A 12,591-nucleotide genomic window follows, 5' to 3' on the forward strand; every position below is an offset into this window, starting at 1 on the left:
AGGGAGGCCGTGGCTGTTTCGGGAGTGTCAGGCTCGGGCCGCAGCGCCGAGGTAGTGCTGTTCGGCCGGTGTCGTGACCAGCATGGCGGTGGTCTTGGTCGCCGGAGTGTGCACGGTGACGGTGTGCGGCGCATTGGGGTGCTGCACGATCGTCACGTCCGCATCCGGTTGATAGTCCGGCGGCAGGGTTTCGTGCACGGTGACCACGGTGGCCGAGCCCGGGGGAGCGGTCGCGGGGACGCCGTCGAAGACGATGACCGTGGCGGCCGGGTGCGGGGCGCGCGCGTTCATGGTGCTGCCGCGAGAGCTGTGGGTGACCGAGGATGCCAGGGAAAGGGCGTGCGTCGCACCGACATTCGCGATCATGCCCTGCCAGGCGCCGGGGCGGGCGGTGTGCACCACCGCGCCCGCGCCGAGGGCGATGGCGCGCAGGATGACCTGCTGGGCCAGGTGCAGGTCGGAGATGATGTCGATGCGGCGGGAGCCATTGCCGATGAGCGGCACCGCGATTCCGCTGCCGGTGGCGTCCGCGCCGATGAGCTGACCGCAGCCGGCGGTGGGGACCGAGATGCCGGAGAGCGCCTCCAGCGGGCCGCGGTAGCCGCCGGGACGGATCTCCTGGGCGCCGAAGGACAGAGTGTCCGCCAGGGCCCAGAGTTGGCGGCGGGGCAGCTCTCTCAGGCCGAGGATGGGGGCCTCGTCCAGTTCGTGATTGGTGTCGTAGCGGACGCGGGCGTCCACCTCGATGTTCTCGGTGTCCGCGCCGGCGTACGGCGACATGCTCTTCGCGGGGCGCAGGCGCACGGTCACCGTGGTGGCGAGGCTGCGCACCGCCCAGATCTTGGCCAGGCCATCGGAATTGAACAGTTCCGGATCGATCTGGAAAGTCGTGAGATGGATGCCGTTGTGCTCGAGGGACTTCGCGGTCTCGGTGAAGTCGTCCACCGGGATGCCGCGGGTCAATTCGCGCATGGCGGCGGTCATCTCGGAGGTGGTGAGCACCGAGGCCGTGATGCCGCGGGCCGCGAGCCGGTTGGCCACGCGCCGGGTGGCGATAATGGCCGCGCGCAGGGCGCCTTCCGGTCCGCCGCCGCGATTGTTGACGGCCTTGGAGTTGGCCAGGGGGTTCAGCCGCAGCACCAGCCACACCGTGCGGTGCGCGATGGCCGGTAGCGGGCCGAGGATTTCGTCGTACAACCGGCCCAGCGGGGCGATGGTCGCCGCGTATCCGGACAGCACGGCCTCGGTGCTGGCGGTGCGGGTGCCGGTGCTGATCACATCGGCCGAATCCAGTTCGACATCGTATTGCCGCAGGCAGGAAGCGATTTCGGCGAGCGGGAGCACCTGATCGGTGTCCAGCGAGCCGCGCCGCAGCAGGGTCAGGGTGTCCGGCGGCGGATCGATGCGCAGCATCATGGTCAGCAGGGAGCCGTCCCAGCGCAGGCCGTAGCTGCCGCCCTCGGGCAGCGGGACGTCGACCATGGTCGGCTCGTCCAGGGTGCCGCGGCGGGCCTGCCGCCAGCGGTAGGCGACCCAGCGGCCGATGCGCAGGCCGATCGGAATACCGCCCACCGGGGCCAGGCCGATGAGCGCCGGGACGACGCCCGCGATGAGCGAACCCCACCAAGGCGCATCGAAGGCCACGGCGACCAGCGAGGCCGCCACGCCGATCAAGACCACCGGCACGACCAGGCGCAGCGGCATCATGCGGAACAGCCACATGTCATCCGAACGTAGTTCGGCGGGAGTCGGATTCGGCGCGGGTGGTGGCTGCGGCGCACCCTGCGGTGACGGCTGGGGAGCGCGCCGGGAACGAGGCTCCGGCGTCTCCTCGGGCGCCGGGTCGCGGTACTGCTCGGGCTCGGGCCCACGGTACTGCTCGGCGTCCGGCGGTTGCGGCGCACGATGCTGCCCACCGGGGGGATTCATCGAATCCGGCTGCGGGGCACGACGTTGCCCGTCCGGCGGGCCCTGCGGCGGTTGCGGTCCGCGATACTGACCGCCCTGCGGATCGGGCTGCGGCGCACGATGCTGTCCGGGCGGCGGCCCCTGCGGAGCGCCGTATTGCCCACCCGGAGGCGCGGATTCGGGCATCCGATGCTGTCCGCCGGGCGGCATGCGGTGCTGCCCGCCCTGCGGCGCGCGGTGCTGTCCGGGCATGGGCCGGGGCGGCACCGGTCGTCCGGGGCCGTTGCTGAAGTCGTTCATCGCGCTGCCTCTCAGCCGAGGGCCGAGGCCAAACCGAGCGAGGTGAGCACCGTGGTCAATGCCGCCTTCATATCCGGCTCCTCGATCCGCATGAGCATGGCCTCGTCGATGGCGCTCAGATCGATGGAATCGTCATTGGCGAGCCGGAATTCACGTTCTTCTTCGGCGGCTTCGATCAGGTTTCGGATGAAGCGGCCGTTACCGGCCAGGTCGACGCCGCGGCGCGGCTGCCCGCTCTGGTCGGTGCTCTCCATCTCGTACAGCTTCGCGCACGTCGCGACCAGGGCGTTGAACGCGCCTTCGGACAGGTCCGAATCGCGCTTGTTGGCGATGACCTGCCCGATCTGGCCGAGCTCCTCGGCGGAGTAGGACGGGAACTGCAACCGCTTCGAGAAGCGCGAGGACAGACCGTCATTGGCGGCCAGGAAGCGGTCGATCTCGCCGTCGTATCCGGCGATGATCACCACCAGCCGGTCGCGATCGTTCTCCATGCGCGCCAGCAGCGTGTCCACGGCCTCGCGGCCGAAGGCATCACCGCCGGAAAGTCCTTGCTGGATAAGGGTGTACGCCTCATCGATGAACAGCACGCCGTCCATGGCGGAGTCGATGAGCGCCTCGGTCTTGATGGCCGTCGAACCCAGGTGCTGGCCGACGAAATCGGAGCGTTTGGACTCCACCACCTTGTCGGTCTTGAGAATGCCCAGACCGCAATAGATTTTGGCGACCACGCGGGCAATGGTGGTCTTACCCGTTCCGGGCGGGCCGGTGAACGCCAGGTGCTGACCGCGCGCGGAGGACGAAAGCCCCTTCTCGGCACGGATCTTCGCCAGCTGCACACTCGACTGCAACCGCGCCACCTGCTGTTTCACCGCGGCCAGGCCGATCTGCTTGTCCAGCTCGGCGCGCGCCTCCTCCAGGATCTTCTTGGCGCGGTCCTCGTGCTCGGCCTGAAGCTTCTCCTCGATCGAGGGGGCCGAGGCCGGATCCCACTTGTCGGTGCGGGCCTCGATGACCTCGCGCGAGGTGACGGTGATCCGGTAGGTGCGATCCCGCATGGCGGCGGCATTGGCTTCGAAATCCGGTGTCTGCGAGTACACCTTCTCGAACAGCGACTGCGCCTCATCGGCCTTGCCCGTCTCGCGCAGGCACAGGCCGCGGCAGAACATGGCGGCGGTGCGGGCGGCCGGGATCGGCCCCGCCTCGGCGGCCTCCATGCGACGGATGGACTCGGTGAAGAGTCCCAATTGCGCACAGGCCGTGCCCACCATCACATGTGCGCCAGCGGCCAGATACGGATCCTCCCACTCCGCCGATCCGGCCAGGATGGTCATCACATCCGGCCAGCGCTGCGTGTTGTAGTGCAGGATGCCGCGCACATAAGCGCTGATGCGGCCGTCGATCTGGTAGTCCGGATCGGATTTTCGTTCGGCGCGATACGCATCGAGTTCGTCCAGTACGCGCTCGGCTTCGTCGAACTGCTTATCGGCAATGAGATGCGCGGCGTACGCGAGATGAATTTCGGTGAAACTGGCCAGCGGGTAATCGATGTACAGACCCGGCAGAAAACGTCCGGCAAGCACCCGCGGTTGCAGCCCCAGGCGGCGCTGTTCCCGGAACAGAGTGGTGCCGGCGGTCTTGTACAGGTTGTACAAGACATCCGTGGTTACCTCACCCGCAACCGCCCGGCCAAGCCAGGCGTCGCACATGGTGGGATCCCACTCGGTCGCGCGCTGAAAGGCCAGCTTCGCGTACTCGAGATCCCGGTTCGACTCCTGTCCGTCGATGCTCAGCCCCAACGACAGCACTCCTGCGTCGAATGCGCGTTGTGCCTGGCGAGTGTCGATCATCTTAGGCGAACCCCGAATTCTTCGAACCTGGTTAGGCTTTCGTTCACAATCCCCACCCACACGGTGCGATCGCACAGTCGTGGACTGTCGGATACATTATGGTTAACCGCCCTGGGTGGGCAACTGTTAAGAGGGCAGGAGCAGTTCAGCAAGTGACCGCACCTTCGAGCAGCGGCCTTGGCGCCGCTGAACCCGAACTGTGCCGCGTGTCCGTCATCGGGGGGAACACTCAGCTCGATGTCGGCCTGCCGGCAAACGTGCCGATCGCCGCATTCATCGGTGATCTGGTGAAACTCATCGAATCTCGCAACCCGGAAGCACAGGGCGGCGAGGACGGGGGCACACCGCTGCAGCCGCAGCACTGGACCCTCGCCAAACTCGGGCGGGACATGATCTCGCCCAGTCAGACGCTCAATGACGCCGAGATCTACGACGGCGAACTGCTGGTGCTGCGCGCGGTCGCCGCGAAGGAGGCCCCGGCCCTCTTCGACGATGTGATCGACGCGGTCTCGCGGCTCACCGCCGAGGAATTCCGCGGCTGGTCGGCGGCCTCGGCGCGCTGGACCGGACTGGTCACCGGCACCCTGGCCACGGTGTTCGCGCTGGTGCTCGGCGCGATCTCGCGCGGCGCGGGCGATGCGTTCGTGGCGCCGGCCATGCTGCTCGGTGGCGCCATCGCGGCGCTGGTGGCGTCCACCATCGCGGTGCGCAAGTACTCCGATGAGCTCACCGCGACGGTGCTCACACTGTGTATGCTGCTGCTCACCTTCGGCGGCGGCGCGCTCGCGGTGCCGGGGGAGCTCGGCGCTCCGCATCTGCTGCTCGGCTCCACGGCGACGCTGCTGGTCGCGGTGATCGGCTACCGCATGATCGGCGCGGGCGCGGCCATTGTCGCCGCGGCGGTCACCCTGTCCGTATTCCTGGCTTCCGCCGCGGCGGTTCGCATGATCTGGGATACCAGCGTGCCGAAGCTCGCGGCCGGCATCATGATCGCCGCGATCATCCTGCTGTCCATGGTGCCGCGGCTGGCCGCCATGCTGGCGCGGCTGCCCGTGCCGCCGGTGCCGACCGCGGGCGCGGCCATCGATCCGGCCGATCACGAACCGCGGCCCAATATCGAAGGCATCGGCGCCATCGGCGCGACCGTCCTGCCGTCCGCGGCCGGGCTCGGGCAGCGCGCCAAGGTGGCCAATCAGTTCCAGACCGGAATGGTGTTCGGCGCCACCCTCGGCGCGGCCTTCGGCGCGGTCGGCGCGGCCGATCCGCTGGGCGCCAGCCGCTGGCAGGGCATCGCTCTCGCCATTGTGATCGCCATCATCCTGTGTCTGCGCGGGCGCGCCTTCGCCGACCTCACCCAGGCGGCCACGCTCATCGCCGGCGGCAGCCTCACCTTCGTGACCCTGCTCGTGCTGCTGGCGCTGGACGATACGAATATGCTGCTGATCTCGGCCGCACTGCTGCTCGCCTTCGCGGTGGGCGCAATCGGTTTCGGGGTCATCGGCCCGCACATCGAGGTGACCCCGGTGACGCGGCGCATGAACGAGATCTTCGAATACGGCCTGATCGTATCGATCGTCCCGCTGGTGCTGTGGCTCATGGACGTCTACTCGATGGCGCGGAACATATGAGTCCGGTACTCCGAAGCTGGGCTCGGATCGGCTGCGCCGCGGTCGTTCTCGGCGCCGCGCTGCTGGGGCCGGGCGCACCGGCCTCGGCGCTGACGCCGCCGGAGATCGATATGGGGGCGCTGGGGGAGGCGCAGGCCCTCAGCGGCAAGGCCGCGCCGCTGGTCACCACCGAGCAGCACGCCATCTGCGCCGAACCGGCCTTGAGCGGCAGCGCGCCGAAGGACGAGCCGCTGCCGCAGCGGGTGCTGAATCTGCCCGCGGCCTGGCAGTTCAGCAAGGGCGCGGGACAGAAGGTCGCGGTCATCGACACCGGGGTGAACCGGCATTGGCGGCTGCCGCTGCTGGAGGCGGGCGGCGATTACGTCTCCGATTCCGACGGCACCGTCGACTGCGACGGGCACGGGACGCTGGTGGCGGGAATCATTGCCGCGCGGCCCAGTCCGGACGATGCGTTCGTCGGCGTCGCGCCCGAGGCGGAGATCCTCACCATCCGGCAGTTCAGCGAGGCGTACAAGGCCAAGGATCAGAGCGGCGGGGCGCCTCCGGGCAGCATCTCCGAATCCGGTTACGGCAGTACGCTGACCATGGCCGCGGCCGTGGTGCGCGCGGTGGACATGGGCGCGACGGTGATCAATATCTCCGAAGCCGGTTGTGTCAGCGCCGGATCCGAGACCGCCGACAAGGCCCTCGGCGCGGCGGTGAAGTACGCCTACGAGCGCAATGTGGTCGTGGTGGCCGCCGCCGGAAACGTCAGCACCGGCAGCGATTGCGCGACCCAGAACGAGGGCTCGGGCTGGGACGATGTGAAGACCGTCGCCACCCCGGCCTATTTCGATCCGTACGTGCTGTCGGTCGGATCCGTCGACGCCGACGGCAGCCCGTCCAGCATCACCCTCTACGGTCCGTGGGTGGGCGCGGCCGCCATCGGGCGCAACATCATCTCCCTCGACAGCAAGCCCGGCGGCGCCGGACTGGTGAATCAGGTGCTGGGCCAGCAGGGTTGGACCACCATCAACGGCACCAGCTTCGCCGCGCCCTATGTGGCCGGACTGGCCGCCCTGGTGCGCGCCAAGTATCCGGAGCTGAACGCGCAGCAGGTCATGGACCGCATCACCCGCACCGCGCACGGGCCCGGCAAGGGCCGCGACGACCGCATCGGCTACGGGCTCATCGATCCGCTGGCCGCGCTCACCGCGCAGCTGCCGGACGAACCCGTCAGCGTCGGCGCCGATACGCCCGTCGCCTTCCCGGAGCCGCCCGACCCGCGCGGGCCGGACCCGCTGCCGCGGCTCATCGCCACCATCGGGGCCATCGTCTGTCTGGCCGCGCTGGGAATCGGTCTCGCCCTGTCGATTCCGTTCCGCAAGCAGCGCCGCGACGACGAGCTGCCCGACCTCGACTCGTAACGACCGGAGAAGATCATCATGGCTACCGAAGGTTTCGTTCGCCGGCCCCGGATCGCGCCGCCGCGCGCGCCGGGCGGTGAGATGGCGCTGACCGCACCGCCGGAGATCCCGCGCGCGGTCGCCGGATCGCTGCTCAGCAAGCTCATGCCGGTGGTCATGATCGTCGCCATGATCGGCATGATCGCCATGATGGCGATGATGGGGCGGTCGATCCTGTCCAACCCCATGATGATGATGTTCCCGATGATGATGATCATGGGCATGGCCGGCATGTTCATGGGCCAGCGCAGCGGCAACAAGAACGCCGCCGAGCTGAACGAGGACCGCAAGGACTACTTCCGCTACCTCGATCAGACCCGCCGGGAAGTGCGGCGGACGGCCACCAAGCAGCTGGAGACGCTGGTGTGGAGCCATCCGGAACCGGCGGATCTGCCCTCCATCGTCGGCACCCGGCGGATGTGGGAGCGGCGGCCCAACGATCCCGACTTCGGGCATGTGCGGGTGGGCATCGGCACGCACCGGCTGGCCGCGAAACTCGCCAGGCCGGAGACGGGTCCGCTCGAGGATCTGGAGCCGGTGTCGACGGTGGCGCTGCGTCGCTTCGTGCGCACCCACTCCGTGGTGCACCACCTGCCGACCGCGGTGTCGCTGCGGGCCTTCCCGGCCATCAATGTCGAAGGGCCGGCCGAGGATTCCCGAATGCTGGTGCAGGCCATGCTGATGGAGCTGTGCGCCTTCCACGGGCCCGACCACGTGGCGGTGGCCATCGTGTGCGCGGATCCCGACGCCGCGGCATGGGGCTGGGCGAAATGGCTTCCGCACCTGCAGCATCCGTCGCAGCGCGACGGCATGGGCGCGGCGCGCATGATGTACGGATCGCTCGGTGAGCTGGAGACCGCGCTCGCCGACGATCTGCTCGAGCGCGGGCGGTTCATGCGCAATCCGCAACCGACACAGGGGCGTCTGCATCTGGTCGTGGTCGTCGACGACGGCTATGTGAGCGGATCCGAGCGGCTCATCAGCGAATCCGGCTTGGACGCCGTGACCGTCATCGACCTCAGCGGCACCGAGAACAGCCTGGCCGCGCGGCGCGGTCTGCAGCTGGTGGCCTCCGGCGGCGACGTGTTCGCCAAGAGTGCCTCGGGCACCGAGAAATTCGCCACCGCCGACCAGGTGACGCTCGCCGACGCCGAGGCCTTCGCGCGCAGCTTGGCGCGCTTCCGGATCGCCACCGCGGCCCAGATCGTGAGCCTCGGCGACAATACCTCCACCGCGGACCCGGGCCTGATGGCGCTGCTCAAGGTGCCCGATGCCGCGCAGATCGACCCCGCCAAGGTGTGGCGGCCGCGCTTCGGGCGCGAGCGGCTGCGGGTGCCGATCGGCATCACCCCCGACGGCACGCCCGTCGAGATCGACATCAAGGAATCCGCCGAGAACGGCATGGGCCCGCACGGCCTGTGCATCGGTGCGACCGGTTCGGGTAAGTCGGAATTCCTTCGCACGCTGATTCTTTCGATGGTCACCGTGCATTCGCCCGACCAGCTGAACCTGGTGCTGGTCGACTTCAAGGGCGGCGCGACCTTCCTCGGCATGGATCCGCTGCCGCACGTCGCGGCGGTCATCACCAACCTCGAAGAGGAACTCGAGCTCGTCGACCGTATGCGTGACGCGCTGGCCGGTGAGATGAACCGGCGGCAGGAATTGCTGCGCACGGCGGGCAATTTCGCCAATGTCACCGACTACGAGAAGGCGCGCGCCGCCGGCGTGCCGCTGGATCCGCTACCGGCGCTGTTCATCGTCATCGACGAGTTCTCCGAACTGCTCTCGCAGAAGCCGGATTTCGCCGATCTGTTCGTCATGATCGGCCGCCTGGGCCGCTCGCTGCACGTGCATCTGCTGCTGGCCTCGCAGCGATTGGAAGAGAACAAGATGCGCGGCCTGGACTCTCACCTGTCCTACCGCATCGGCCTGCGTACGTTCTCCGCCAATGAATCCCGCGCGGTGCTGGGTATCACCGACGCCTACCACCTGCCGGGCGTGCCCGGTTCCGGCTACCTCAAGAGCGACGCCTCGGATCCGTTGCGGTTCAACGCGTCCTACGTCTCCGGTCCCTATGTCGCGCCGCGCGCCACCCGCACGGCCGACGGGACGGCGGTGGCCGAGGCGCCGCCGCGACTGTTCACCGCGTCGCCGGTGGAGATGCTCGAACTGCCCGAGCCCCCGCAGACCGACGATCCGCTGGATCTGCTGCCTCCGCCGCCGCCCTCGGCCGACGAGGGGCTTCCCGACAGCCTGCTGCAGACCGTGGTGAAACGCCTGACCGGCCACGGCCGTCCGGCGCACGAGGTGTGGCTGCCGCCGCTGGAGGAGTCGCCCACCGTCGACATGCTGCTGCCGGATCCGGACTGGACCTCGTCGGTCAACCGGCACGGGCAGCTGTGGATGCCGATCGGCATCATCGACAAGCCCTACGAGCAGCGCCGCGATGTGCTCACCATCAATCTCGCGGGCGCACAGGGCAATGTGGCGGTCGTCGGCGGTCCGCAGGCCGGTAAGTCGACCACGCTGCGCACCATCATCATGGCCGCCGCGGCCACCCACACCCCGGAGCAGTTGCAGTTCTACTGCCTCGATTTCGGTGGCGGTTCCATGGCCGGTCTGTCCGGGCTCCCGCATGTCGGCTCGGTCGCCAACAAGCTGGACGTGGACCGGGTGCGGCGCACCATCGCCGAGCTGTCCACCCTGCTGCATCAGCGGGAGGAGCGCTTCGCGGCGCTCGGCATCGAATCCATGACCCAGTACCGGCAGCGCAAGCACGCCGCGCTGGCGCAGGGCTCGACCGACGACCCGGTGCTGCAGGACAAGTTCGGCGACGTCTTCCTCGTCATCGACGGCTGGGCCGTCATCCGCGAGGACTTCGACTCCCTCGAAGGCGCGGTCAACCAGCTTGCCGCGCAAGGTCTTTCCTACGGCATCCACGTCATGCTGGGCGCCAACCGCTGGGCGGAGATCCGCCCCGCCATCAAGGACCAGATCGGTACCCGCATCGAGCTGCGCCTCGGCGACCCCTCCGACTCGGAAATGGGCCGCCGCATCGCCGTCAACGTCCCGCTCAACCGTCCCGGCCGCGGTCTCACCGTCGACCAGCTGCACATGCTGATCGCCCTGCCGCGCCTGGACTCCGACACCGATCCGCAGACTCTGTCGGAGGGCGTGAACGCCGCCAAGACCCAGATGCAGGCCCTCTACGGCAGCCGCCGCGCCCCCGAGGTCCGCATGCTGCCCATGAACGCCCACCGCGACCAGATCCTGGAAGTGGCGCGCGCCCACGGCGTCCAGCAGGGCCCCACCCGCGTGGTCGTCGGCCTCGGCGAATCCGAACTGCAGCCCGTGGTCCTGGATTTCAGCACCGACCCGCACTTCATGTGCTTCGCGGACGTGGAATCCGGCAAAACCACCTTCCTCCGCAATGTCATCCGCGGCATCGCCGACAACTCCACCGCCGACCAGGCCCGCGTCATCCTCATCGACTACCGCCGCACCCTGCTCGGCGTCCTCGAAGGCGATCAGCTGGCCGGCTACTCCACGTCGTCCCAGACCTGCGGCGGCATGATCCTGGAGGTCGTGAACTACCTGTCGAAGCGCATCCCCGGCTCCGACATCACCCCCCAGCAACTCCGCGACCGCAGCTGGTGGTCCGGCCCCGAGATCTACGTCATCATCGACGATTACGACATGGTGGCGACCGGCGGCCTGCAGAACCCGCTGGCCCCCCTGGTCGAGTACCTGCCCCAAGCCCGGGACATCGGCCTCCACGTCATCGTCACCCGCCGCATGGGCGGCGTCTCCCGAGCCCTCTACGACGGCGTCCTCGGCGCCATGAAGAACCTCTCGGTGGACACCCTCATGATGTCCGGTCCCAAGGACGAAGGAAAGCTGATCGGCGACGAGCGCCCGCAGAAGCTCCCCCCGGGCCGGGGCATGCTCATCTCCCGCAACCACGGCAAGGAGATGATCCAGATCGCCGACCTCCCGGGTCTGTAGCGGATGGCCACGCCGGTCAGCCGGCGTGGAGTTCGGTGCGGTGGGGGAGGGCGGGTTGTGTCTGGTTTGTCCAGGTGGGAAGCCAACCGGCGGTGGGCCTTTCGAAAAGGGCTCTTGACGGGCCGGTGGCTTCGGGGCCCGCGATGCGGACGAGGGTGAAGCCGACGCGGCGGTAGTAGTCGTGCAGGGCGTGGTTGGTGGTCCAGGCGTCGAGGCGGACCCAGCCGCGGCTGTGGTCGCGGGCCTGGATGGTGGCGTGGTTGAGGAGGGCTTCGCCGATGCGGTTTCCGGCGTAGCGGAGGTCGACGATCATGTAGTGGACGATGAGGGAATCGGCTAGTTCGCCTGGGGACCACAGGCCTTCATCGGCGCGGTGATTGATCGTGATGGTGCCGGCGGGGTGGCCGTCGACCTCGGCCATCCAAGTTTCGCCATTGCGGACCGACAGGGCCACGGACCGGACGAAGGTCTCGATGGGGAGACCTCGTCCGGCCCTGGTCCATTGGTCGCTGCCGCGGGCCGCCAGCCAGTGGGTGCGTTGCAGGCGGAGCCTGGTGATGGTTCCGAGGTCTCCGATACGGGCCGGGCGGAGGTGCGGATTCATGGCGAGCCGGGTAGGAGGGAACTTCCGAAGGAGTGCGAATTGCCTGGGGGACAAGGGGCCCCGAGGGATTTGCGGATGATGTCGATGCCCGGATCGTCGCCCAGCTCGTAGGCCAGGCGGTTACGGGCGGCGGTGGAGCGGTGACGGGTCACCCGGGTGATGCGCTCGTGGTTGGCGCCGATGCGGAGATGGTCGAGCAGGATGGTGCCGGGACCCACCCCGAGCACGGCCGCCTCCTCCGCGGTGGCGGGACGGGACACCACCGTGTCGCGATGGGCCGTCTCGGCGAAGCCGCGGTCGGCGAGGCGGCGGGTGGTGCCCTCCGGGATGTCGTGCGGGACGTCGATCCCGGTGGCCTCGGCCAGATCTCGCGGATAGAAGCTGACCTCCCAGGACCAGGGCTCATTGTCCAGGTACTGCATGACGGTGCGGGACACCACCCAGGAATCCTTCTCCACCCCGAGCCAGTGCGCCACCTCCGGACTGGCCGGTTCCATTCGCGCACTGAACTGTTTGGACGGCTCCCGGCCGGCCTCGCGCGCTATCTCGACGAAGATATCGTGCGAGGCTTTCGGCCTGTCCGGCCGAATGTGGTTGGTGACAACCGATTCCAGCACTTCTTGACTGCGTACAATCGTGCCTCTGGAAGTAGCTGTGTAGACCAGGTTTTCGGCGACCAGGAGCTGTATCGCATTGCGAGCCGTGGTGATCGAGACATTCATCTGATCGGCCAGCTCGTTGTGGCTTGGTAGTCGATCGCCCGGTTTCCATTTGCCGGCGCGGATCTCCTCGCGGAGGAGGTCTGCGATCCGTTGATATCTCGGACCGTCACCCATGTCGCTCCTGGGTTGTTG

General features: G+C 68.4%; 7 protein-coding genes. 3 read left to right on the top strand and 4 right to left on the bottom strand.

Annotated features, from left to right (window positions below):
• Positions 1-27: 27 nt before the first annotated feature.
• Both eccE and eccA read right to left on the bottom strand, forming a co-directional pair.
• Positions 28-2,208 carry a type VII secretion protein EccE gene (gene eccE, locus ACYQ5L_RS05285; RefSeq protein ID WP_459955913.1) on the bottom strand — a complete coding sequence of 727 codons (2,181 nt, stop codon included), beginning with the start codon at positions 2,206-2,208 and terminating at the stop codon, positions 28-30.
• Between the two features lie 11 nt (positions 2,209-2,219).
• Entirely contained in the window at positions 2,220-4,055 is a 1,836-nt protein-coding gene (gene eccA / locus ACYQ5L_RS05290; protein ID WP_459955915.1) for a type VII secretion AAA-ATPase EccA, read from the bottom strand.
• Positions 4,056-4,261: 206 nt separating this feature from the next.
• Between eccA and eccD the strand changes: the two genes are divergently transcribed.
• The 3 genes from eccD to eccCa are packed head-to-tail and all read left to right on the top strand — an operon-like array spanning position 4,262 to position 11,133.
• Positions 4,262-5,683 carry a type VII secretion integral membrane protein EccD gene (gene eccD, locus ACYQ5L_RS05295; RefSeq protein WP_459955917.1) on the top strand — a complete coding sequence of 474 codons (1,422 nt, stop codon included), beginning with the start codon at positions 4,262-4,264 and terminating at the stop codon, positions 5,681-5,683.
• Positions 5,680-7,089: a type VII secretion-associated serine protease mycosin gene (gene mycP, locus ACYQ5L_RS05300; protein ID WP_459955918.1), complete on the top strand. Its 1,410-nt coding sequence runs from the start codon at positions 5,680-5,682 to the stop codon at positions 7,087-7,089. Before eccD ends, mycP begins: the two co-directional genes overlap by 4 nt.
• 18 nt (positions 7,090-7,107) lie before the next feature.
• A complete protein-coding gene (eccCa, locus tag ACYQ5L_RS05305) occupies positions 7,108-11,133 on the top strand; it encodes a type VII secretion protein EccCa (protein WP_459955920.1) in 4,026 nt (1,341 codons plus the stop codon).
• A 16-nt stretch (positions 11,134-11,149) separates the two neighbouring features.
• Here eccCa and ACYQ5L_RS05310 read toward each other — a convergent pair whose 3' ends face one another.
• Positions 11,150-11,737, bottom strand: coding sequence for a GNAT family N-acetyltransferase (locus ACYQ5L_RS05310; RefSeq protein WP_459955922.1), 588 nt, complete (start codon positions 11,735-11,737; stop codon positions 11,150-11,152).
• Positions 11,734-12,573 carry a GntR family transcriptional regulator gene (locus ACYQ5L_RS05315; protein WP_379193072.1) on the bottom strand — a complete coding sequence of 280 codons (840 nt, stop codon included), beginning with the start codon at positions 12,571-12,573 and terminating at the stop codon, positions 11,734-11,736. Before ACYQ5L_RS05315 ends, ACYQ5L_RS05310 begins: the two co-directional genes overlap by 4 nt.
• Positions 12,574-12,591: the final 18 nt, after the last annotated feature.

This window comes from Nocardia sp. IFM 10818, assembly GCF_054655275.1.